19 protein-coding genes and 2 pseudogenes are annotated in these 23,615 nt (G+C 65.2%); 13 read left to right on the plus strand and 8 right to left on the minus strand.

Annotation, left to right across the window (positions count from 1 at the left end; genetic code table 11):
• The first annotated feature begins 140 nt into the window (after positions 1–140).
• Both E1288_RS39850 and E1288_RS39855 read left to right on the plus strand, forming a co-directional pair.
• Positions 141–878 (plus strand): group II intron maturase-specific domain-containing protein, encoded by a 738-nt coding sequence (locus E1288_RS39850; RefSeq protein WP_268952013.1) that lies wholly within the window; start codon positions 141–143, stop codon positions 876–878.
• Between the two features lie 4 nt (positions 879–882).
• On the plus strand, positions 883–1,788 hold the full coding sequence (locus E1288_RS39855) for a transposase (protein ID WP_207954817.1): 906 nt from the start codon (positions 883–885) through the stop codon (positions 1,786–1,788).
• Positions 1,789–1,858: 70 nt separating this feature from the next.
• Here the strand turns inward: E1288_RS39855 and E1288_RS39860 are convergent.
• The 4 genes and pseudogenes from E1288_RS39860 to E1288_RS39875 all read right to left on the minus strand — a co-directional run.
• Positions 1,859–2,004, minus strand: a pseudogene (locus tag E1288_RS39860) (IS256 family transposase); the annotation flags it as partial.
• 73 nt (positions 2,005–2,077) lie between these two features.
• Positions 2,078–2,266 (minus strand): annotated as a pseudogene (locus E1288_RS39865) (hypothetical protein); the annotation flags it as partial.
• A gap of 109 nt (positions 2,267–2,375) precedes the next feature.
• On the minus strand, positions 2,376–4,370 hold the full coding sequence (locus tag E1288_RS39870; protein WP_165968509.1) for a caspase, EACC1-associated type: 1,995 nt from the start codon (positions 4,368–4,370) through the stop codon (positions 2,376–2,378).
• 223 nt (positions 4,371–4,593) lie between these two features.
• On the minus strand, positions 4,594–5,799 hold the full coding sequence (locus tag E1288_RS39875; RefSeq protein WP_132493869.1) for an IS110 family RNA-guided transposase: 1,206 nt from the start codon (positions 5,797–5,799) through the stop codon (positions 4,594–4,596).
• Between the two features lie 225 nt (positions 5,800–6,024).
• Here E1288_RS39875 and E1288_RS39880 point away from each other — a divergent pair, with 225 nt between their 5' ends.
• Together E1288_RS39880 and E1288_RS50590 are read left to right on the plus strand one after the other, a co-directional pair.
• Complete coding sequence (locus E1288_RS39880; protein WP_165968510.1) at positions 6,025–6,414, plus strand: effector-associated constant component EACC1; 390 nt, start codon at positions 6,025–6,027, stop codon at positions 6,412–6,414.
• 215 nt (positions 6,415–6,629) lie between these two features.
• Complete coding sequence (locus tag E1288_RS50590) at positions 6,630–6,755, plus strand: transposase (protein ID WP_408014309.1); 126 nt, start codon at positions 6,630–6,632, stop codon at positions 6,753–6,755.
• A gap of 139 nt (positions 6,756–6,894) precedes the next feature.
• Here E1288_RS50590 and E1288_RS39890 read toward each other — a convergent pair whose 3' ends face one another.
• The 4 genes from E1288_RS39890 to E1288_RS39905 form a co-directional block, all read right to left on the minus strand.
• A complete protein-coding gene (locus E1288_RS39890) occupies positions 6,895–7,083 on the minus strand; it encodes a hypothetical protein (protein WP_132493871.1) in 189 nt (62 codons plus the stop codon).
• Positions 7,084–7,915: 832 nt separating this feature from the next.
• On the minus strand, positions 7,916–9,289 hold the full coding sequence (locus E1288_RS39895) for an FAD-binding oxidoreductase (protein WP_132493872.1): 1,374 nt from the start codon (positions 9,287–9,289) through the stop codon (positions 7,916–7,918).
• Between the two features lie 579 nt (positions 9,290–9,868).
• A complete protein-coding gene (locus E1288_RS39900) occupies positions 9,869–11,041 on the minus strand; it encodes a cytochrome P450 (protein ID WP_132493873.1) in 1,173 nt (390 codons plus the stop codon).
• 90 nt (positions 11,042–11,131) lie between these two features.
• A complete protein-coding gene (locus E1288_RS39905; protein ID WP_132493874.1) occupies positions 11,132–13,483 on the minus strand; it encodes a LuxR C-terminal-related transcriptional regulator in 2,352 nt (783 codons plus the stop codon).
• Positions 13,484–14,099: 616 nt separating this feature from the next.
• Here E1288_RS39905 and E1288_RS39910 point away from each other — a divergent pair.
• From E1288_RS39910 to E1288_RS49350, 9 genes are all read left to right on the plus strand, one after another.
• Positions 14,100–15,491 carry a GGDEF domain-containing protein gene (locus E1288_RS39910; RefSeq protein WP_165968511.1) on the plus strand — a complete coding sequence of 464 codons (1,392 nt, stop codon included), beginning with the start codon at positions 14,100–14,102 and terminating at the stop codon, positions 15,489–15,491.
• 589 nt (positions 15,492–16,080) lie between these two features.
• Positions 16,081–16,545, plus strand: a complete 465-nt coding sequence (locus E1288_RS39915; RefSeq protein WP_165968512.1) for a hypothetical protein — start codon at positions 16,081–16,083, stop codon at positions 16,543–16,545.
• On the plus strand, positions 16,545–16,892 hold the full coding sequence (locus E1288_RS39920; RefSeq protein WP_207954818.1) for a hypothetical protein: 348 nt from the start codon (positions 16,545–16,547) through the stop codon (positions 16,890–16,892). Before E1288_RS39915 ends, E1288_RS39920 begins: the two co-directional genes overlap by 1 nt.
• Positions 16,893–16,897: 5 nt before the next feature.
• Positions 16,898–17,194 carry a WhiB family transcriptional regulator gene (locus E1288_RS50595; RefSeq protein ID WP_408014310.1) on the plus strand — a complete coding sequence of 99 codons (297 nt, stop codon included), beginning with the start codon at positions 16,898–16,900 and terminating at the stop codon, positions 17,192–17,194.
• A gap of 5 nt (positions 17,195–17,199) precedes the next feature.
• Positions 17,200–19,464, plus strand: a complete 2,265-nt coding sequence (locus E1288_RS39930; RefSeq protein WP_268952014.1) for a helix-turn-helix domain-containing protein — start codon at positions 17,200–17,202, stop codon at positions 19,462–19,464.
• Positions 19,465–20,389: 925 nt separating this feature from the next.
• Positions 20,390–20,803 carry a cupin domain-containing protein gene (locus E1288_RS39935; RefSeq protein WP_165968515.1) on the plus strand — a complete coding sequence of 138 codons (414 nt, stop codon included), beginning with the start codon at positions 20,390–20,392 and terminating at the stop codon, positions 20,801–20,803.
• On the plus strand, positions 20,794–21,858 hold the full coding sequence (locus E1288_RS39940; RefSeq protein ID WP_132493881.1) for a pyridoxal phosphate-dependent aminotransferase: 1,065 nt from the start codon (positions 20,794–20,796) through the stop codon (positions 21,856–21,858). The genes E1288_RS39935 and E1288_RS39940 overlap by 10 nt, the downstream gene beginning before the upstream one ends.
• Positions 21,859–22,196: 338 nt before the next feature.
• Positions 22,197–23,237 (plus strand): hypothetical protein, encoded by a 1,041-nt coding sequence (locus E1288_RS39945; RefSeq protein WP_207954819.1) that lies wholly within the window; start codon positions 22,197–22,199, stop codon positions 23,235–23,237.
• Positions 23,234–23,614 (plus strand): hypothetical protein, encoded by a 381-nt coding sequence (locus tag E1288_RS49350; RefSeq protein ID WP_235884135.1) that lies wholly within the window; start codon positions 23,234–23,236, stop codon positions 23,612–23,614. Before E1288_RS39945 ends, E1288_RS49350 begins: the two co-directional genes overlap by 4 nt.
• The last annotated feature ends 1 nt before the right edge of the window (position 23,615 follow it).

The following is a 23,615-nucleotide window of genomic DNA, read 5'->3' on the forward strand; positions in this document are numbered from 1 at the left end:
GACGGGACAGGAAGTCCAGCACTGCATACCTGAACGCCTTTGGGCTTGCTTGAGCCGTATGCGCGGAAACGTGCCAGTACGGTTCTGAGGGGGCGGCGGCGCAGCAATGCGCCGTCGCTACCCGACTCCTTTCACCCCTGCTGGCCAACATCGCGCTGTCGGTGCTCGACGATTTTGCCGCCGAGCAATGGACAACCGCGATGGCGACACGGCGGGACCGCGAACGACGACGCAACCGGGGCCTGCCGACCTGGCGACTGGTCCGCTACGCGGACGACTTCGTCATCATGGTCCACGGCACCCAGCAGCACGTCGAGGAACTTCGCGGACAGGTGAGTGAGGTCCTGGCCCGGATGGGCTTGGTGCTATCTACGGCCCAGATTCAGATCGTCCACCTTGCGGAGGGGTTCAACTTCCTCGGCTTCCGCGTCAAGTGGATGCGCAAGCGAGGAACAGGCAAGTGGCACGTCTACACCTTCATCGCCGACAAGCCGGTCGCGTCGTTGAAGCGGAAGATCAAGGCACTGACCCAGAGGTTGTCGCATCTCGATTACAAGATCGCGCTGATCCGGATCAACCAGATCCTGCGCGGCTGGGCCAACTACTTTAAACATGCGGTCGCCAAGCACACCATGCAGAGCCTGCACACCTTCGTGTGGTGGCGGGTGATTCGCTGGGTGATGCACCGGCACCGCATGACGTGGACGGCCATCCGGCGATGGCTCCGCGATCCGAACGGACGCTGGAAGCCCATCCAACTGGACGGGATCAAGCTGTTCGATCTCGGCAGGGTATCGATCACTCGATACCGCTATCGAGGCAACAGCATCCCCACCCCTTGGCCGGACGCCCTGACAGGCCCGAGGCCAACGGCATGATCTCGTGGAGAGCCCGGTGCTCAGTAATGGGCACGCCGGGTTCGGCGGGCGGGCCTGGGAAACGGATCCGGAGCAATCCGGACACCGCGCCCAGGTCCGACCCAACAACCTGGCCGCGGCGGTGGAAAAGAGCGTCGTCGCCTACGCCGCATCCTGGAACACCCTGCCCCGCAAGCCAGATTCGACGCTGGACGCACGCACACGGCAACGGTTCGCCGCCGTTCACGAACTCCGAGCCCAAGGGGTCGGCCTGATGGAATGCGCCCGGCGGCTGGGCCGGGCGCTGAACACCGTCAAACGCTACGCCCGCGCCGAACGGGTCGAGGACCTGCTACGCCCACCGCGTTACGGCCCCTGCCTGGTCGATGCCCACCGCGACCACGTTCAGCGCCGTCTGGCCGAAAAGACGCCGGTGACGCGGATCCTGGCCGAAATCCGCGACCAGGGCTACACCGGCAGCGCGAACCTCCTGGTCCGCTACATCAACCAGGGACGGGCCGACCCGCAACGCCTCGCGCCCTCCCCACGCCGTCTGGTCTCCTGGATCATGAGCCGCCCCGAGGGTCTGTCCGGCCCTACTCGCCGCCACCTCGACGATCTGATCGCCAGCTGTCCCGGGATGACCACCCTGGCCACCCGGGTGCGTGAGTTCGCCGCCATCCTCACCGGCCGCCGTGGCCAGGACCTCGCCGCCTGGATCGCCACCACCCGCGACGACGTACTACCCGGCTTCGACGCCTACCTCAACGGCCTCGAAAAAGACTGGGACGCCACCACCACCGGCCTGACCCTGCCCTACAGCAACGGTCCCGCCGAAGGCATCAACAACAAGATCAAAATGCTCAAACGCCAAACCTACGGAAAAGCCAGCTTCGCCCTGCTACGCAAGAGAATCCTACTCGACCAATAACCCCCCCGGAATCATTGATCACGCGACCAGCGACAGAGCCAGAGGAACTGTGTAACCGCGGTGCGTGGCGTTACTGATCGCTGGTCGGGATGATACGGCCTTCGAAGGTGATCGCGAACGCGTTCAGAGCGCGTTTCCATCGGGTATCCAGCGTTTGCGGCCGGTGCCGGTGGGATCCATCGATCGCAGCGCCAGGTAGAGGCACTTCAATGCGGCGGAGGTTCAACGGGTTAGCGCAACACCTTGTCTGCTGTGAGGTGTTTATGATGCGGCGTCCTGCCTTGCCGCGCTTGAATGCCATGGCCAGCCCGGCCGCCCAACTGCCGGGACCCTTGGGGACATTCGTGTGCAGACTCACGGTGGCGGCGAAGGTGGACTCAATTGGGTTCGCGGTCTTGAAATGGATCCACTGCTCGGCAGGGAAACTATAGAACGCGAGGAGCGCTTCCTGGTCGTCACGGATCTTGGCGACGGCCTTGCGGCGGAGGCTTTATGGTCATGTCGTGGGCCTGTGCTCGCCAGTCATGGCCGCCCAAAGTTGCCCCAGAGCGGGCTTCCGCCAACCCCGGTTAGCTCAGCGAACACGATCACTCCTTGGAACATACACTTGTGTTCTCGATCAAGGACTCATCGGCGTAGTACCTATTAAAGTCTACGTCAGGGAAATTTGCGGCAAAGATTCCTCTCCATTCTGGCGATTTTGAGAAATCGAGGAGCCACTCTTTGATCTTGGTGCACTCTTCAAAAGCTCCACGAGGCAGGGCGATTCCGTAATAAACCTCCGGGCCAAATCTGTCCGCAACGACCCTGAACTGCTCGCTTGAACCTAAAGCAAGCCCTTCGAGGGCGATATCATCTGCGACAACCGCATCGGCTTGACCTCTCTTTAGGGCTACTTCGCACATTCTTAAGTTCGGCTGGGTAATTACATTTACTTCATATGAGGAACTACGTAGCAAGGTTTCGGTTACAGAACCGCTCAGCGTGCACGCAAAGCGTCCAGGCTGTAGAATTTCGACAATTCCCTCCGTGGGGAAGAAATCGGATTTCACCATGACTCCCGTCCTGGTTCTGAGGTGGGGGCCCACGAAATCTACATTTTGTTTTCGTTCGGCGGTCATTTCAAATCCACCAATAAGGATGTCTGCTTTGTTTTCCGCTATTGAGTTGAGGGACTCTTCTGCCGAAACGGGAAACAGGCGGGGATTTCGGTAAAACTGCTGACCGAGGCGATTTGCAATATCTACCTCTAGTCCGCTAAACCTCGCATCATCTTCATCCATGGTCGAGAGTCCTGGCATACCCATTCGTATGCCGACATTCATGTAGTTTAGGTCCTCAAATAGACTTGATTTGGGCGGCTCCGGTTTGGAATAACTCCATATCCAGGAAACGGCCACGAGGACAATCGCTACGACGGCGACTGCTAAGAGCGCCCGCCGCCACGGTCGCCCGATCTTCGCAGCGAGATACTCAACTGTCGTTTCCTTTCCGGAAGTAGTCGCCACAGGCGCCTTCGAGGCAGCGATCGTGTGGTCGTGATCTGTTCGGGGTTCGGAGGGCGCGGCGTAGGTAGTTTCAGCTTCGTCGCTTGCCTGTCCGGCGGTGATCGCAGCGCGTGCGGCGTGAGCTACAGCGGCGTCGTTATCGTCGGTGAGCTTGTCGAGCGCGATACGGGCGGCTTCAGCTTCGGTGGAGTCGCCGGATTTGAGGTAGCCGCGCAGCACCTCCACGATCGCCTGGCGCATTTCGGGACGAGCGCTACGCATGCCGTGAAGGACCGAGGCGTCTAATGCGGTATGGATCGGTGCCCACTCGGGGTTGGAGGCCAAGTACAGTTTGCCTTCGACATTGGTAGTATCGAGCCCGGGAGTCTGCTTGGCGTTGCGGTTATTCAGATACTCCTGGACATAGTCGAAGAGCTCTTGCACGTCGATCCGGCCATCGCTGGGGTAGCGGTCGGCTTCCCCGGTTTCCAATCCCTTGACTAGTCCGCTGGTGAACAGCGAGGACGGAGCGTCGTCGTCACCGACGACCTCTGAGCTGGCTCCTTTGCCGACTTCGAAGGAGTACTGCAGTGCGGACGAGGAGGTCATCACGACGACCCCACGCCCCCTCAACTGGCGTATGACTCCGACGTCTTCTCCTGCGCGATGGTTCGTACCCGGTGGGAACGCTCCGGCGTGGCAGCAGTCCAGGCAGACGACGATGCTTTTGCAACTGCTGTCTGTCATTCGATCGCGGACGAACTGGGCGGAGACGGCAGTGGAGCTGAGCTTGTCCTCGCGGGAGTTCGTCATCGCGAAATGCAGACGCCCGAACTGATCCTTGACACCGTGGCCGGAGACGTACAGCAGGACGAAATCAGGCGAACTTGCGTGAGCGAAAAGCTCCTCGATCTTCTCCTCAGCGGTCTGTCTGTCAGGGTTGATCAGTGTCTGGACCTCGAAGCCGCCGATGTTGGGATCACCTAGAACCCGTTCTAGCGCCTCGGCGTCGAGCTGAGGGGCCCTCAGGCCGGCCAGCTTGGCCGCGTCGTAGCTGTCGACGGCGATCAGCAGCGCCCTGCGTCTTCCGCTCATGCAGCTCTCACCCTTTTGCCCAGCACTACGCCCCGGAGGCGTCCGCACACCCGCCGTCGTGGCAGGAAATCCCATGCCCCGCGGCACCCCCATAGCGCACATCGGTACGAGGGGCGTGCTGACTGTCGGTATCCTACCGATCACGGATCACCGACAAGGCCTAGATGGCAGGAGGAATCCCAATGAAGTTGTCAAGCCGTAGAGGTGGTTCCTGATGTGGGGATCACGCTGCGGCGCTGGCTGCTGGGGTGGGCTGGTAGGTGCTGCCGTCGCGGAGCATGGCCCACAGGACGTTCAGGCGTCTGCGGGCCAGGGCGAGGATGGCTTGGACGTGACGTTTGCCTTCAGCCCGTTTTCGGTCGTAGTAGGCCCTGGAGGCTGGGCAGCAGCGGATGCTGACCAGCGCGGAGAGGTAGAACACGCGCAGCAGGCGGCGGCTGTAACGCTGAGGTCGGTGAAGGTTGCCGCTGATTCGGCCGGAATCTCGCGGGGCGGGGGCCAGGCCGGCGACACCGGCCAGCCGGTCGGGGCTGCCGAAGGCGGTCATGTTGCCGCCGGTGGCGGCGAGGAATTCCGCGCCCAGCAGAGTGCCCATGCCGGGCAGGCTGGTGATCACTTCGGCGTGGTGGTGGCGGTGAAACCGGTCCTCGATCAGCGTGTCGGTCTCGGCGATTTCCTGATCGAGGGTCATCACCCCCTTCGCCAGCCGCGCGACCATGCTCGCGGCCAGGGCCTTGCCGGGGACGGTCGTGTGCTGGGATTCGGCCGCGGCCAGGGCGGTGGTGGCGACCGTCGCGGCGTTGCGGACCTTGCGTTTTTTCAGCCACGCCTCCAACCGCGTCGTGCCTGCCCTGCGGAGCGCGGACGGGGTCTGGTAGCCGGTCAGCAACACCAGGGCGGCTTTGCTGGCGCTGAAGTCGAAAGACCGCTCCAGAGAAGGGAAATACTCCAACAGCTGAGCTCGCAGCCGGTTGATCTGCCGAGTGCGGTCGGCGACCAGATCGGCGCGGCGGGCGGTGAGGATCTTCAGCTCCGTGCTGAGCTCGTCGGCGACGACCAGTGGTTGCAGGTCACGGCGCATCCTGGCTTGGTCGGCGATGACCGTCGCGTCCTTGGCGTCGGTTTTGCCGTTGCCCCGGTAGGTGGCCGAGGCGTGGTGCACGGTGCGTCCAGGCAGGTAGACCACCCGCTGGCCGTGGCCCACCAGCAACGCGATCAGCAGGGCGGCACCACCGCCGTTGAGGTCGACCGCCCAGGTCACCGGCTCACCGTCAGCGAGCTCGACCACCTCGGCGATCAGCTCCAGCAGCGGGGGCTCATCGTTGGCCACTCGCCGCGACAGCAACTGCGTGGCCGACGTGTCGATCGCCGCACAGTGGTGGTGGGTCTTACCGCCGTCGATCCCGGCCCAGATCTCGGGCACGGTCACCTCCGTTCTCGTGGGTGTCGTAGTCCCAGCAGACGACCTCGCCGTCGTGTCCTTACACAGCGATCTACTCGCGCATCCCAATCAGCGGTCGAGTCGTCGCGGGGGCGCCGGGCGGCCAATCCTCCTGGGCCATCACCGGCAGACCAATGAAAGCCATACCCGGCCCCCTGGGTTGTCGGAACCCTACGACTGGCTCAAACAGCCCAAGCAGAAAGGTAAGGATCAGTGACCAGCGTGTTTGTGCACGTCCATACTCACGACGGCGACCGTGAGGAAACCGACCGCGCTACCCGGCAACTCCAGCGAGAACTTCTCGCCCTGGATGTTGATGACGTCCGTCCCGCGCCTGAGGAAGGCCCGGCTCCCTCCGGGGCCAAGGGTGACGCCGTCACAGTGGGAACGCTACTAGTCGATTTGGCTAACTCCGCAGGCCTAGCAGCCCTGTTTCAGATGATTGCGTCGTGGGTCAGCCGTGGCCCAGGACGAAGCATCACCGTCAAAGATTCCGATGGGGGCGAGTTGACCCTCGAGGGCGGCACGCGGGACCAGCATCAGCAGCTCATCAACGACTACCTCAGCAAGAGGCCGGAAGAAGACGGCCGGGACGGCTCATAACGGCAGTGTCCTGCAGCAGCGGCGAGGCGAGACTGGTCTTTCCTCTTGGAGTCGATCACAGGTCGGTGTGTTCTGCGCGACGACCCAGTGCTTGACACCGGACGCCGTGGCCAGGACCTCGCCGCACGGGCCACCGCAACTCGTGGCGACGTGCTGCCCGGCTTCGATTCCTGCCTCAACGGCCTGGAAAAGACTGGGACGCCACTGTCGCGGGCCTGACCCTGCCCTACACCAATGGACCAGCCGAAGGGATCAACAACAAGATCAAAATGCTTAAGCGCCAGACCTACGGCAAAGCCAGCTTCGCCCTGCTGCACAAGAGAGTCCTGCTCGACCAGTAACTCTCCACCACATCGTTGATCACGCAATCAGCGACAGAGCCGTTAACTTGACAGACCCCGGCTCCCGGTTCGTTCCGGGGCGGGGGCGCTGTGCATCGTGTGGCGGGCGTCTGGTTCGGGTAGCTCGGTGTTCAGCCGCTTACTCGCGGCCGGGGACCATCGTGTCGTACCAGCGAGAGAAGATCGAGTCCGAAGCGTCGGAGCTGCTGGGGTCGAAGATGTGGCCGAAGTCCGCGGCTGCGGCCTGATGAAGCTCGTCGTCGTACTCGCGCTGCAGCTGAGCTTGCTGGTCGTCGTCCTCGCGTTGTGCGCGGCCGTAGTCGTCCATGGCTCCCCAGGATTGACCTTGGTTGACGCACTCGATTGTGACATGGTGACGTGCTAAGCCAAATGGCTGGGCAGGTGGGAAAGCACGGTCGCGTGTCGGCGGAACGCGTTCGGTGACCTCTCGTTTTGCCTATGCTGCTTGTGTTGAGAGGCTCGTGCTCCGACGTCGAAGCATTGGGCGATGTGCGAGATCGCAATCGCAGCCCTGGAGATGAGTGCCGTGATGTTCGTACCGCCTGGCGATAACGAGCCCCAGCCCCCGGCGCCCAGCGATCCGGTGCGGTCGCTCATGCGATACGGGGCACCTCGCGGGCCGTTGGAGCGAGTGGCTGCTGCGGCAACCACGATCAGTGATTTTGGTGAGTTGGTCCGGCGGTTTCGGTTGCGGCAGGCACCTCCTCGATTCTACACATGGTTGGGTGGGGAAGGGGTTGAGGGGGTGTCGCCGGCTGGTGCGGACTATCTGCTGGCGGACTACTGCTCGTGGGAGCGCGAGCGCTGGGCGTGAGCTCAGCCTGCGGCCCCGGGGCCGATCACCTTTCCGCTCGACGCTACGTCATCACTGGCGGCGGGGTCATCTGGCTGGCTGCCTGGAGGGCGGTGTTGTGCTCTCGGTGCTGGACAGGCGAGTATTAGCCCTGGGTCCCGGGGCGGCGCGGTTCATCCCCATGTAACCGCGCCACCCGGGCCTGGCGTAGAAGCGGTGGAGCACATCCCAGCATCTCCCGCCTCTGCGTTCGACCGCCGGGTGGGTGTGTGGTTGTTGTGGTAACCCACTCGGCGGTCTCTCCCCCTGCTGGTCGTCGTGGTTTTCGGCGACCTGAGCTGAGTCGTCATACGGGTACTGAGGCAGGCGGGTGAGCCCAGGCGCTCAATATGCCCCGCGGGTCGGTCCTGGTGGTCACGTCGTCGAAGTACCGAGGGCCATGTGCGCGCCACTCGGTCTGGGACAGCGGGGTCGACCCGATCGGATACAGCGTGCCTCCCAAACGCCGAGCCCGAGTCCACCAGCGCCGGTTGCGGTCTGCTTGCCGTGCGAGCCAGGTGGCATCGGCTCCGGCCGGCTGGTCGCTGAGGACATCGACGAGATAGTGGAAACCATCGTCGCCGGGGCCAGGCTCGGGCAGCCGGAGCGCCGTGGTGCCGAAGGCGGCGACGCGGTGGGGCAGGATCAGACCCCACGAGTCTCCGGAGAGGTCCTGCGGGCCGATCTCTGGAAACGTTTGGTCAATGTAGGTGTTGATGGACCGGCCCGGCAGTATCAGGTCGGACCAGCTGCGGGGGATCGTGTGCCAGGCGCGCTCAGCGATCGCGTCGTCATAGATGGCGTCTGCTTGGGTGATGTGCTCCAGATAGTTCAACTCGAAGCGGGCGCTGGGGCTGCCGAGGGCGGCTAGCACGCGGTCGGTCGGAGGCTTGCGGTCGTAGTAGGAGGCCGCGATCACTCGGTAGATGTTGGTGTCCGGCGGGTGCCACCGGGTGGAGAGCTCTGTCGCGACTCCTCGGTCGGCGAGCACGCGCATCGCGTTGATTGCCTCGCCGACGGTGTCGACGTTCAACATCCACGTCCGTGTCGAGCTCGGTGCCTGGCACAGCTGTAGGTGCGCTCTGGTGATGATGCCGACGCGCCCGCAGCCGCCGAGCGCAGCGCGGAACAGATCCGGATGACGTTGCCGTGAGCACCAGTAGATTCCGGTCGGGGTCACCAGCTCGAGCCCTGTACAGCGGTCGGCGACGCTGCCCTCGCGCCAGACCATCGACCAGCCGCCGGCGGAGAGGACACCACCCACGCTCACTCGCGTGACGCCGGTGGGGCCGGATACGAGTCGCTGCCCAGTGCGCCAGGCGGCGTGGACGACGTCACGAAGGGTCGCGCCGGCGGCGACATCGATGGTTCCGGGCTGTAGCGCGAAGACGGTGTTCATCGGTGTCATGTCGATGCGCAGGCCGCCGGCTGGCGGGATGCTCTGCCCGTACATGTTGTGCTTCGTCCCGGCGGCCCGTACGGGCACAGGTACTTCCTGCTCGTTGCACCATTTCAGCACTTCGGCGATGTCCTCGGTGGTCTTGGCGTTCAGCACCGCCCCGGGAAGGGCGTGCACGACGTTCCCGAGGTCGGCGGCTGCCTCCTGCCGTGTGGCCACATCGGTACGAAGCTCGCTGCCTCCCGGCAGGTCCGGGATGCTGTTCCAGTCCGGTGTGTCCATGTGCGATCCCCTCAGCCCCAGGTACCAAGACGAGGGAAACTGTCCGGGATCGCGATGCTCCAGCGGAACGGGTAGAACGCGGAATACGCAGGTCAGGCGCGAAAATACCTAGGGGTAGTTGCTGGCTGCGGAACGATGCGGGGCTCCTACCCGCTCGCTACTCGGCCGATGATGGGCTGGTAAACGCGGGGGCATCTGGTGTCGCAGCAATCCAGACCAGTGCGAGGCCGAGAATGCGAGCCTTGGTGGGAGCAGGCCAGTGTCGCGGTGGAGAAGTCGATGTGCGGCGTCCTCGGCGCGGCTATCGTGGATGGTCGTGCTGGGCAGCGAAAGCTGTTGTGGCTCAGTGAGCAGGAGTGCCCGCAACGCCTTTCCTGCACGGCGAAAGAGAACTACGTGCACGGTGATCTCGATGCCAGCGGGGTTGTTGCTGGTGGCATCCATTGTGGTTCCCCTCTCGCGCCCAAATGCGACACAGAAACCGTCGGTCGTCGCGTAGGGGTTTGGTAGGAGGTAGCGCGCGATTTACTCATAGGTAGTCAGCGATTACATCGGGGCTCTCGCGGTTCTGGTCGAGGTTTAGTGGCCAGGCGTCGGCCAGATGAGGGGGAGTGTGTCGATGCCACGAAGTCGACCGGTGGTGCGACGTGGCGAAGCGCCGGGCGCGAGCTGGAAGTCCGGGATTGCGTCGAGCACGACGTTGAGGATCGCCGGCAGAGCGACCAGCGCGAGCGGACGTCCGATGCAGGTGTGGGGGCCGGATCCCCAGCCCAGATGCGCGCCAGGGCGACGGTCCAGGCGGACTTCGTCCGGGTTGTCATGGCGGGCGGGGTCGCGGGCGGCGGCGCCCCAGCACTGCACCACGGTTGTGCCGGGTTCGAGTCGTAGGTCTCCGAGCTGGGTCGAGTCGCGCGCGGTGCGGCCTGAGGCCCACACCGCAGACTGGTGCCGTGCCATTTCGTCGACGAGCGTGGGCAGCAGGCTGCGGTCGGCGGTGACGCGGGCGCGCATGTGACGGTCGTCGGCGAGATGCAGCAGGATGCTCGACAGCAGGTCACGTGAGGTGAGGCTGCCTGCACCGGACATGATCACTGCCCATCGTAGGACCGCGGCGGTGGTAGGCAGCCGTCCGAGCGCCGTCGGCGTCGCCAGGATAGTGCTGATCATGCCATCGTCTGGGGCTTGGCGTGCGCGGCGAATCTGGTCGCGGAGAAAGCTCTCGAACGCTGCCGTGTCGCTGGCGGCGACGGTAGGGCTGAAAGCTGCTTGGGCGAGCGTGCGGTACTCGTCTCGCTGTCGTTCGGGTATGCCGAGCAAGCCGGCGGTCAGTGGCCACGGGAGGTACCCGGCGATGTCGGTCGTCGCATCACAGCGACCTCGCGGCAGCAGCTCGGCGAGCCGGGTTTGTGTGACCGTCCGGATGTAGTCCGCCCACTCCTGCACACGCCGGCGGGTGAAGTGCGGCTGCAGTGCCCGCCGAGTCGCGGTGTGCCCAGAATCGGGATCCTGATCGAACAGCGGCGCGATCACGTCCGCGGTCGTGTCGAGCTCGGCGCTCGCCCCTGCGGACGCAGCCCGCGCCGTGAACAGGTCGGGTCTGCGAGCGACGCTCTGAACGTGCTCGTGGTCGATGACCAGGACCGAGCCGTCCCGCAGACGCATGACCGGACAGGTGCGCCGCGCCTCGGCCAGGGTCGCATCGAGCTCGTCGGCGGACGCGGACAAGTAGTCGAAGAGGGCATCCTTGCGCATGTGGTGCTCGCTTCCGGCGACTGCTGATCATCGTCGTCGGTCAGTTTGTCGAGGCCCGGACAGGGCGCGCAACGGTCGATCGAGCGTTGATCAGTGAGCCTGCTCCAACCACGTGGCCAAGGTCTCGCGATTCCTACCCGATTTGCGGTAGATATTGCGGAGGTGCACGCGGACCGTGCTCTTCGCAATGAAGAGCTTCTTCGCGATCTCGTGATCTGAGTACTGCTGGGTGACGAGGTGAGCCACCTCCAGTTCACGCACGCTCAGCGGTTCGTCTCCACGTTCGCCATCAGTCTCGGCGGCGAGCTGGACGAGGACCGCCAACGCATCGTCGTAGTGCAAGGCTTCCTCGCGAGCCTCGTTGAACAGCTCCATGTAGCGCTGCTGTCCCAAGCCTGCCCTGGCCTGGTTCTGACCACGGGACAACGCGTCCTGGAACCCCACGAGCTTGTCGCAGCGGGTGCCGGTGGTCTCGGTCATTCCCGCCACGATGCCGCCCAGCCGGGCTGCGCGCTCGTGCTCGCCCGCAGCAGCCGAACGAGCGCTTTCGGCCAGAGCCCACCACGTTGGCCCCCACCGGTCGTTGAACGAGGCATGGATGGGGATGGAGGAAGCGAACAGCCGCTCGGCCTCAGCCAGCCGGTCGGGCTCGTCTGAACAATGCACGATGCAGAACATCGCGCGGGTCCAGCGCGCCCAGCCGAGCTGGTGTTGCGCTCCGATCCGCTCAGAGTCGGCGAGGAACTTCGCCGATACCCGTTCCGCAGTGTCGCGGTCACCGTTGAAAACGGCCGAAAAGGCGCCCCACATGGCCAGATTTGCCCAGGCCGGGTTCTCGGGATCGGCGTTGTAGGCATCTTTGGATGCCTGCTCCATGACGGGTATGGAGTCCTTGCTGGGTTTGCCGAATGTGGAGTACACGGCCTCAGCGACTGTGGCCATCAGGGACTTCTCGCCCGTCGCGGCTTCCAGAGCGCGGATTTCGTCAAACCGCGCGTCGGTGGGAGATCCCTTGCATAGATCCACATACGACGCGGCGGCGAGCGCGTTCGCACGCATCATGCCGGGCTCGGTGAGCTCGGCGACCCGGTTGAACCAGTACGACGTTTCGTTGACGACGCCACCAGGGAACGGGATTCGCGTGCCAAACACGGCGTCGAGCAACCGGAGGGCCTTGGCGGCCTCGCCTCGCTCAGTGCAGAAGTCCAGTGCGAGCCAGACGTCTGGCAGCAGCCGTCGGCAGTGACGCAGCACGTCGATCTCTTGCGGCCCCAGCCAGCTTCGCGCGGCATGCTCGAACGTCTCGGTGATCCAGCAGTAGTGCCGCCAGCGGACCTCGTCGGCCTCGATGGTGAGCTGGTGCTCACCGTAGTTACGGATGGTTTCGAGCATCCTCCATCGGGTGGTGCCGTTCACCTCGTCCACTCGGACGATGACGGACTTCTGTACCAGTGATGCATGGGTCGCGTCGATCACATCGGCGGGCAGATCGTCGTCGGCGCATACCGCTCGAGCGATGGTGAGGTCCCACGAGTCGGGAAACAGCGCGAGGCGTCGCCACAGCAGCTGTTCAGCGCAGCTGCAGAGCTGCCACGACCAATCCAACATGGAGGTGAATGCCGCGTCGGCGCGAGCCACGTCGTCCTCCGGATCCAGGTCGAGTTCGTCGAGTCCCCAGTCGAGGGCATCGGCCTTGGCGCTGTTGTCAAAGGGCGTCGACAGGATCACGGGGAGCCGTTCCGCGATCTCGGCGATGGAGAACGACAGAACGTTGCTGGCGAGCAGCTCAATTGCCAATGGCAAGCCGTCTACGCGCCGACACAGATCGACAATGGCGCGGTAGTGCCGGCGGAAGTTCACGCCAGGCCGGGCTTGCTCCGCCCGGCTGATGAACAGCTCGGCCGCGGCGAAGCGGTCATCCGGCCGGAAATCGGCTGTTCTCGGGACGTGCAGTGGGCCTAGGGCGAACACCACCTCGCTGCGTATGCGTAGTGGTTCCCGGCTCGTCGCCAGCACCGTGACGCCCGGCGCGGCAGCGAGCAGAGCGGCGACGAACCGTCGCACGGCGCCACGGAGGTGTTCGCAGTTGTCCAGCAAGATAAGCATGTTGCGCTGTCGCAGCGTGGCGATCAGTGCCTTTCCTGGCTGCCGGTCGCCCATGTCCTGAAGCTGCAGCTCGGAAGCGATGTGCTGTATCAGCATCTGCGGATCACGTAGCTGCCTCAGGCGTACGCGCCCCACGTCTCGGCCGTCGGCCTCGGCCTGGTGCACCACTTCCTGCGCGAGCCGTGTCTTTCCTCCGCCGCCGACGCCGTGGATGGTCACCACACGGCCACGGGTTGCGCCCGTCACCGGGGCGGCCAGCTGGCTCACCTGCCGGAGTTCGTCATCGCGGCCCACGAGGTCATCGACCCTCGAAGGCATCGGCGAGCCGGTGTCCATCACGTCCTCCCCCTACCGATCACCGAGCGACTGCCACCGCCGAAGATCTCGTGCCCGGCACCATCCACAATGGTGTCGGGCTGGGCGGCAGCTGTGACGTCGCTGAGTTCCGCACTGCATACGCCACGCCCCGTCCCGGCATATGCCAGAGGCGATCGTATCCGGGCAAGCGCGCACACCGCTGGAGCTTTCGTTCCTAAAACTTTGGAAGATCGGTGTATCTGGTCCGTTCGAGTGAACCCTTTGGGGGATCACTCGACGGTGCGGACGTATCGAAGGATCTCGCCTAGTCTCGGCGAACACAACCACACGAGCCTCTTGGGGAGAGGTCGGCTTAACGCCTCGATCGAGATGTCGGGGCTGGCCACGTGAATCGGCCGGTGCGGCGCGAACCGCATCCAGGTGCGCAGGGGATGGCGCGCAGGATGTTCAAACGGCGCTGCAGTGGCGTCGTTTTGAGCGTGCTCTCCCGTCCAGGGGCTCCTGGACGAAAAGGTGTGCGTAGGGGATGACGCTTACCAATCACGATTTCCGGACACGAACACTGCATTCACCTCCACTGGACGGCCGCGACTCGCGCGGCTTGCGTGGGCGGATCACCGCTACTCTCCCGGGGTTGAGCAGCCTGATCTACCGCCACTCGGACGGTCGGCGGCATCATAGAGGTAAGGGACAGGCTCTTCCTCCGCTGGCGTGGGCGTGGATTGCCGCAGGGCATCTACTGGCCGCCGGGGTGTCGATGGCCGCTGTTGCCGTCGAGGACTACACGATCTGGGAGTGGGCGCGGTCCGGGCTGCTTGGCCTGTGCGCATTCGTGCATGTGGGGCTGACGCTGGAGGCAGAGGAGCGGCGTCGCGGCGCCGCTGCGGCCGGTGGCCGCCAGCACGTTGATCAGACCAGCTTGTGGACGTTTGTCGGAGCGCTGGTACTGCCGATTCCTGCTGCGCTGGTCCTCCTGGTCCTCGTGCGGGCTGCGGTCTTCCTGATCGCGCGCCGTCCTGCAGTCAACTTTCTGTTCTCGTCGGCATCGATCGCTGTCAGCATGCTGGCCGCACACACGTTGGCCGTGTTGACGCCGCTGCGGGATCACCTCACGGGGCGCCAACCGTGGCCAGTCGGCGGCGGACTGGCGGTTGCGATCGCGGTGTTGGGGGGAGCAGCCCTGGCGTACTACCTGGTGCAGGCGATTCTTGTCGGGGTGGTCGTGGGGCTGGCGACGAAGGATTGGTCGCCAGCCCGCGTGCTTGGCGACCGCGGTACGAACCGGCTGGCGCTCGGCACACTGCTGGGAGCATGCCTCGTTGCCGTCACGCAGTCGATCACTCCCTGGCTGATCGTGCTGGCAGTACCCATAGCGGTGGCGTCGACCCGCGACAAGCAGCGCCTGCAGCTCACCGAAGCCGAACGTGAGGGGTTCCGTCACGACGCCCTGCATGACGGGTTGACGCGGCTTCCGGTCCGTCGCGGGTTCGATCCGTTGGGGATGCTGGCACTCGATGTTGATCGGGATCGTGGCGCGTCCACTGCGCTGCTGATCATCGATATCGACCGATTCAAAGTGTTCAATGAGAGAGTCGGGCATCTCGGCGGTGACCGCGTGTTGGTCGGGATCGCGGACGTGCTCCGTTCGGTGACGCGTCACGGGGATCTGGTGTGCCGGCGGGGCGGCAGTGGCGGCGACGAAACGATGGTGCTCTTGCCGGGCGCGGATCGCGACGAGGCCGCGTCGGTCGCCGAGCGAATCCGGGCAGAGGTCGAGCGCGCACGGATCGAGGTGTCCAGCCCGGCGGGCGGGCACACGCTGGTGCTGGGCGCTGATGTTCCGGGACCAACCGTCTCGATCGGAGTCGCGCTAGCTCCATGCCACGGATCCACGATCGGAGAGCTTGAGCACTACGCCGACAAGCTGTTGCGTCAAGCGAAGCTCAGTGGCCGGAACCAGGTGGTGTTGGACGCGGTGTTGGACACGAAGGAGCGGCACACCGAGGCGCAGGTGGCTCGAGCGTGACGGCCCGCGCGGTGGGGGCACGAGCGCTCCCGCCGCGCGGTGTCGACGTGGACCGAGCGCAGAGGAACCTGTAGGTCGGAGCCTTTGGCGTCGGTTCGCGAAATTGATGACGGGAATAATGGGAAGGCTCGCACTCGTTGGCGTGGGCCTTTTCGGCATGCCGTTTTTCGATTCAGTACGCGAGCTGACGAGTCGGGGAAATGGATCAGATTTTCGTGACGGCTCTATTGATAGATGAACACGAACGGTTATGACACAAGAGCTTTCGTTGCTCCATTAGTGTGATCATGGGCGGGTTTTGCGCACGCTGTGTGGTGTTACTGAGCGCGACGTTGTAGACCTGAAGTGGTCCTCGCTCGGAGAGCGTTGATTGCACGCAGTAGCGAAAACAGGCTGGCAGGGGTCATCTGGGGCGGCGCTGTCGGGTCGCATCCTGAATCTCGGCAGACACAGAGGGTTACGCGCGCCGAGGTTAAGAGCGGCGTCTCCTGGGCTAGTGGAGTCGGCTCGTCCCGTTTGCCAAGTCTGGTTCCGATCCGAGACGGAAACGCGGTTCGCGCGTTCTGTCTGGCACACGTTTGGGGAGAGAATGGCAGCCTTTCATTTCGGAGCTCGATTCCCGATCGCACATGGCCAGGCGTTCCCGATGGGGGTGCGCTTGGTATCCCGGAAACCGGAAGTGGTCGTCGACGATCAGGCCGGCGCGTCCGCGTCGCAGAGCGTCGACGCGGAATCGGGAAAACTCGTGTGGCGCCTGACGGTTGTGGATTTGGCGCTGGTGTCCCAGCTTCAGACGACGGTAAGCGTGGAGATCCTTGCTGATGAGCCGCCCGTCCTGCCGGCCGGGTGGCGCGAGGTGGAGTTCGTGGGGTTGACGGTAGAGCCGGTGCAAGGATGCGGGCCTGCCGGACCGTGGACCGATTGGGTCTATCGCGCGCTCGGTGTCACGGCTGCACCGCGGGCCGACGAGGACACCAAACCACTGCCGATGTGGCTGGTCCTCGGAGACGACGTCGGACCGCGCCCAGCCGGGTCCGATGTGGAGGTCTCGTGATGGGCGACGACCTGCGCACCGCGATGAGGGCAGCCGGCTGGTCGACGGAGTGCATCGCGGACCTGCCCATGCTGTGGACCCACGCTCCCGCTGACGACGGCGGGTGGTGGTTGCTCGGCGGAGAGCTGGCCGGCGACCCGGACGTGATGGTGCGCGTCGAGCATGCGTTTCCAAGCGACGCCCTTTCTCGGCGCGATCTCACCGAACCATTCACCGCGCTGCTGGGGAACCTTGTCGCCCGCGCGGTCGGCGGGACCGTGGTAGCAACGGAACTCTCGCAGCAGGAAGTCGCTGAGCTCAGCTCCCAGCTGCGCTGGCTTCGCGTACTGCTGCGGTCGGGGACGTGAGCGTCATGGGCCCGGGACGGATTGAACGAGGCGAGGTTCCCCGCCGGGTTGCGCGGGGCTGGGTCACATTGGCACTGGCCGTATGGGGCGGCCAAGCGCCTCCGGCGTGGCATTCCGACGCAGCGTGCCGCGATCACGACCCCCGCTACTGGGACGAGAACACCGCCACCGCGCGGAAGATCTGCGCCGCGTGCCCGGTCAAGGGCCCGTGCAGCGAGGCTGCACAACGAGCCAGGGGCACGACGCCGCAACAGTACGTGGAGGACATCTACGGTGTCCACAATGGAAGGAAGAAGCGGTGACTGATATGGGCGGTCGGGCGCCATCAGCGACATTTGGAAGTGAGCTGCGTCGGCGCCGCAAGGAGAAAGACTTGTCGCTGCGGAGACTTGCCGACCAGGTCTATTACAGCTTCGGTTATCTTTCCAAGCTCGAGCGCGGCGAGGCCACTCCGGGGCTGCAGGTCGCAGCGGACCTCGACGAGGCTCTCGGAGCGGAGAACCAGCTCCTGGAGCTAGCGGCGGATGACGCCCTCGGCGGACTGCGCTTGTCCAAGCCGGCCCAGCTGCCGTCGGGTGTGGCCGACCACGTGGGACAGCACCGTGAGCTGGCGTGTCTGGAAGCGGTGCGAGCACAGACCACACCGGGCTCGGCGCGCAGCGTCGTAGTCACGGGAGGCGCTGGTGTCGGCAAAACCTCACTGGCTCTGAGGTGGGCAGGACAGGTCGCCGAGCACTTCCCGGACGGGCAGCTGTTCGCCGACTTCGGAGGGTGGGGGCCACGCGAACGCCGCGCTCCTGAAGAAGTGCTCGAAGAATTTTTGTCCGCGCTGGGCGTTCCGTCAGTGATGCTCTCGCTGACGCCGCGAGAGCAGATGGCCGCCCTGTTCCGCACGCTGCTGGCCGAGCGCCGGCTCCTCCTCGTACTCGACGATGTCGACTCCTCCGAGCAGGTACTGCCACTGTTGCCGAATGCTCCCGGATGCATGGTGGTGGTGACCAGCCGCCACCGGCTGGACGGGGTGACCCGCACCGGGGCCATGCAAGTGACGGCGGAGGGGTTCGCGCCGGCGGACTCCCGCGATCTGCTGGCAAGAGTCGTAGGCCAGGCACGAATCGATGCGGAACCCGCCGCTGCCGAGTCGATCGCGGCAAGGTGCAGCCACCTTCCTCTAGCGGTCCGCATCGCAGCCGATCAGTGCGCAGCCCATCCTCACCGCAGCCTGACCGAGCTGGCAGAGGAATTGGCCGAGGATCCGCTGGACTGGGTCTCGCCTCCCGGCTCCGCCGCAGGCGTCCGCGATGCCATCAGCGCATCCGTCGAGCGATTGCCAAGTGAGGCAGCGCAGCTGTTCCGGTTCGCAGGACTAGCGCAGGGTGAGCTCGACATGCAGGCTGCCGCCGCGATATCGGGCTGGCCGGTGGATCGCGCTCGCCGGTGGATGCAGCACCTCTGCGACGAGCACCTGATCGTCGAGACCGCACGCGATCGCTACCGCATGGCAGACCTGGTGCGCGCAACAGCCGCCGAGCGCCTGCAATCCACTGAACAGCCCGAGACCATCGCCCTCGCAGTGCGGCGTTGGGTGCAGTGGTGGGCCCACTCGGCATCCGCAGCGAGCGCCCAACTGGCTCCGCACCTCGACCTACCAGCGCTCGAAGCACCCGATCTCGCAGTCGCCTCGTTAATCGCCACGCCAACGAACCCCATCGCCGCTAGGCGATGGTGGGAGCTCAACGTTCCCCAACTGGCCTCTGTCATCGAGCAAGCCGCGGAGATCGGACAGCCGAGAGCGGCATGGAGCGTCGCAGTGCTCAGCGGGCACTACCTGGCATCGACGACACGGTATCGAGACTGGGTCGCTGCGATGTCCACCGCGGCGTCGATCGCCGACGCCGCGCACGATGTTCCAGGGAAGGCCTGGTGCGCGTACGAGCTCGGGATCGCGCTCGCAGTGCTACGGCGCCACGATGAGGCGCTGGCGCACCTGTCCGAAGCCGTGCGCCTTCGGGACTCCCTTGATGACCGAGTAGGGCTTGCCTGGGCACACTGTGCGATGGCAGCCACGGTCCTCGACATGGGGCGTTACGAGGACGCGCGACGGACCGCCGCCGTAGCGGCCGACGAATTCCGGCGTCACGGCAACGACTTTGGGGTAGCGACTGCGATGGTGTGGCTGGGGACCGCCCTGCAGCGGCTGGGCATACTCGATCAATCGCTCACCGAGCTGACCGGCGCCCTGGCGCGTTTTGACAAGCTCGGTGCCGCTGACGGTGTCGCACTCGCGCTCGTGCGCTTGAGCGATACCTACCGTCTCCAGGGAGATCACGATCGCGCCCTGGACCACGTCGATCGCGGCATCGCACGGCGGCGTCAGCTGCAGGATGACGGGGGCGTTGCCGATGGACTGCTCGTCCGCGGGCAGATCCACCACGACCAGGGCGACGTGGCCGCTGCCAGACGAGCGTGGACAGCGGCTCTCGAGATCTTCGACGATCGCGGCGATCCACGAGCATCTGATGCACGAGCGCGCCTGGCAACCATTCCGCCACCGTCACGAGGCGAAACGTGATGTGCCCTCGAGCAGGACACGCAGGGTGCAGAGCAGGACACGAGACAACACTTCCGCGCCCGTGTGTGCGGTGCGACGGTGACTGTGCGGCTGGCCGGCTCGCCGCTCATAGCGACGCAGAGCCGGTTCGCCAAGCGGAGGCCGGCTGTCGGGGGCGGTCTCCGCGCCCCTGGTGCCGCACTCGTGCGGCACCAGGGGAACGACTTCAAGAAAATCCCGCTTGCGGAAGGAGACTCGGTCTTTGGCCAGGATTCCCTTGCGTTCCTCTCGGCGTCTACGGAGCTACCTGGCCATCGGGATCGGCACGGCGGTGTGGATCGTCTCCGGCGTAAGCGGTTGCGAAGCCTCGCCGGGACGGGACTTGCCGGCCTTCACTGAGCAGGGCCAGCTGTCGCCGGGTGCTGCCACAGACACCTGCAGTGCCCTCGAAGCGGTGTCACCAGCAGACAAGGGCGGGCGAGCCGTTGTGGGCTTGTTGATTCCCGCTGGGGAGACGTGGGCCGTGGATACCCCGTCCACCGTCATCGAGATCCCCAGTCGCGCGTTCGATTGCACCCTGAGGTAAGGACGCGGCAGGCAGAGTCGGATCTGGCAATCACCGCTGTGAGTACCGGACGAGTCCGCACCCATCTATGCCGGGTCTACAAGGGTGTTCGGTGATCCTCCCTATTGGACACAGTGACACGCCCTCCTGGACGTCGAGGGCATTGCACAGTGGAAGTGCCGCGCGGCGGAGTGCGCCGCAGTCAGCGGCGGAGCTTTTTTCGGGAGGCCTTTCTCCTGGCTCCTCCTTCCTCGTCCGCGTTCTAGCGATCACGAAAGAGAATTTCTTATGGCGAAGAAAAAAGGAAATGTACCCATCGGTGCGGTCCGGGTCCGAGGCGGGCCGATGGCGATGGGGCCGCAACGGCAGAGGCTCCGGCCGATGGTGACTGCGGATTCCGCTGGGGCACAGGCGATTTCCAGTGGTGACGTGCAGATGGACCCGGGGCATTACAGCGCGGCGCACGTGCACGAAACATCCGAGGTCATCGTCCGGGTTCTCGACGGATTCGCCGCAACGGTGACCTGGGCCGACGACGGCGCCGTGACCGTGACGCCGCACCAGGCCGGCGACGATGTCTACATCGCTCCGGGGGTGCCGCACGCAGCCATCAACTTGTCTCGGAGGCACTGGGTGCTGGCGTGGGAAGTGCGCACGGACCCGGCCTTCAACGACGACGTGCACTCTCGCCCGGAACTGGACCGGCAGATGCCGGAGTTGGCTCAGCAGGCCCAAGATGACCATCTGGATCGAGTGCGGGCTGCGCAGGCTCGGGGAGAGCTACCATGGCGGTAACCATGCCAGGGCGGCCGCTGACAAGGCTGGACCGCAACGAATGCACCTCGCTTCTGCCTGGAGTCGCTGAGGCGATCCGGGGTGATGTCGACGGGTGGCACTGCTATCCGGACCCCGATGCATGGTTGCTGACGGAGATGCTCGCAGCCAAGCTGCGCCTGCATCCTGACGAGATTGTCGTGGGGCCAGGTTCCGCGGAGCTGCTCGAACGAGTCCTCAGAACCTGCGTCGGCGGCACGCGCGGCCAGGTCGTCTACGCGGCACCGGCATTCGAAGCGTATGCCGACCTTGTGCGGCGGGCAGGTGCCGTGCCGGTGGCCGTGGCTCACGGCGCGACGAACATCGACGCGCTGTTGGCGGCCGTCACGCCGTCGACACGGGCTGTGATCGTGTGTAATCCGCACAACCCGACCGGTGCCGCGTTGACCGCAGCGGATCTCGACTACCTGCTAGCCAACGTCGGTCGGAACGTCCTCGTCGTCGTCGACGAGGCGTACAAGGAGTTCGTTGCGGATGTCGCGAATGCCGATAGCCCAGACGGAGTTGGCTTCGTGGCACGCGGCCATGACCAGGTCGTGGTGACGCGAACCTTCTCCAAGGCACACGGGCTCGCGGGACTGAGGGTGGGGTATCTCGCTGCGCGCCCGGCGCTGGCCCGGGTGCTGCGACGCGCCGGCCTGCCTTTCCACGTCAGTGCGCCAGCACAGATCGCAGCCGCTGCCTCGCTGCGGGCCGACTCGACACTGGAGAGCCGATGCTCCTGGATCCGAGGCGAGCGCGAGCGCGTCCGCCACGCGCTCCACGCCGCTGGCTTCCTTCAAGTTCCCCGTAGTCACGCCAACTTCGTGTGGATCCCGCTGCCTTCAGCGGCCGAGGCCTTCGTCTCGCACTGTGCAGACTCCGGGTTCGCCGTGCGCGGCTATCCCGGCTATGGAGTCAGGATCTCTCTTGCCGCGCCTGCGGATAACGCGGAATTCATCCGAGTGGCCGCTCGTGCTCGCATGATCGAGCAGGTGGACCGCTGTGTCACAAACAGCAACACAGCAATGGCCTAAGTAGACACAAGGAAACTCTTCAATAACCACGCTCTCTTTCGGATAGTCGAGGGCGCGTACCCGCGAATTGACGACCGGGCCGACACAAAGCTCAGCGGGTGCGTGGATTCCTGACCCGACGAAACTGGGGGTTTGTTTTGGCCGTCCCTCACCATCCGTTCAACCGGCAGGCAGGGAGCTCCTCCTACCGCACAGACGGCGCGGCGACGGCTTCTCCTGGCCTGCCCAGCGTCCCAGATTCTGCGGCGAACGCGCCCGCGTCGCAGAACGAGCATCCGGGCCCAGCCCCCTGCCCGGATGCTCACCTCCCCTCGGAGTCCGCCGGGACCCTCTCACCGGTGGACTCCGAGGGGAGACAGCCCATACCTGTCGCAGAGGCACTGCGTGACCTGGCACGCCAGGTCTGGCCGGGGCTACCCGAGGCTGATGTCGCTGCTGCCGTCGATGCCGGCGTGCTCAGCGCACTTCGTGACGGCGGTGAGGCGGCGGAGGCCTTCGCTATCGCATCGGCAGCGGTCGCTGCGCGGCTGCAGCGTCTGGCCCCGCCTCCGGAAACGCCACTGCATCTGGATTGGCAGGACGCGGGTCTCGGGGTCGTGATACCTGTGCTGCCCGCCAGTCCCGGGGCCGGGGCGACTGTGGCGGCCACAGTGATCGCTGACGCGTTGCAGCTGGTGGGCTGGAGGGTGCTGCAGGTCGACACCGCGGACCCCGCCCGCTCTGGGCTCTCGGTAGCGGCGGCCTCCGACGGGCCGCTGATGGCCGGCCCGGATAAAGCCGTCCGGATCCGGCTGTCGTGGAGACGGCGCGGTCTCTTGGCCCAGCTGAGAACCGATCTGCCGATTCTGTCTCCCGGCATGGTGCCACCGCCGCCGAGCTGGGCTCCGGTTCCGATGTGGGGCTCGGCGCAGATCACCGTCGCCGACCTGTCCTACGACGCTTGGCGCCTGGCGGCGAACCTTCTCTCCGGGCCCGGCATGTGGCTGCGGGACGGGAGTCCCACGCCACGGCCGGTGCTGGTGGTACGTCCCACACGGCCGTCAGTGCGCGCTGCGGAGCAGGTGCTGGCGCGGCTGGAGACGTGGATCGCCGCAGGCATCGCGGCGCAGCCGATCGCGCTGCTGGTCACCGGTGCCAAACGGTGGCCTGAAGGAGTTGCCGGTGCCGCCGGCAGACGTGTGCATGCCCTGATGGACCGCGTCGTGTTCCTGCCACACCACTCCACTGTGGAGACCGCGGGCATCACATCGCAGATCACTCCCGAGTCACTCCGGAATGCGGTGGCCCCGCTGCTGCGCCAATGGGGCCTCGCCCCCGAATCCACCGGACGTATGGCCCGGATTTTCAAAGGAGACAAGGAAAAGAAGGGAGACTGGTGATGCTTCACGAAGTCATGCACACCGCAGCAGTATTGCTGGATCAGGCGCCTGCCCCTGCACAGCCGCCAATCTGGATCTTCCCACCGTCACCAACACCAACGACCACAACGAACCCGTGGGTGCTGCCGAACCCTGCGCCCAAGCAGCCTGATTGGTCGGGAAAAGTGGTCGAGCTGGTTGGCAACATCCGTTGGCTGGCCGGGCTCGCTCTGCTGGCGTGCTTTTTCCTGGGCGTGATCGTCTGGTCCGCTGGCCGCGGTGTCGATCACCACCGGGCCGGACGAATCGGGATCGTGATGATGCTCGTCGGCGTCTTCGGCGGCCTGGCGTGGGGACTCGGCTACACCCTCATCAGCTACATGGCTGCGACGGGGTAGC

It is taken from the genome of Saccharopolyspora elongata (genome assembly GCF_004348985.1).
In the GTDB taxonomy this organism is placed as follows: Bacteria; Actinomycetota; Actinomycetes; order Mycobacteriales; family Pseudonocardiaceae; genus Saccharopolyspora; species Saccharopolyspora elongata.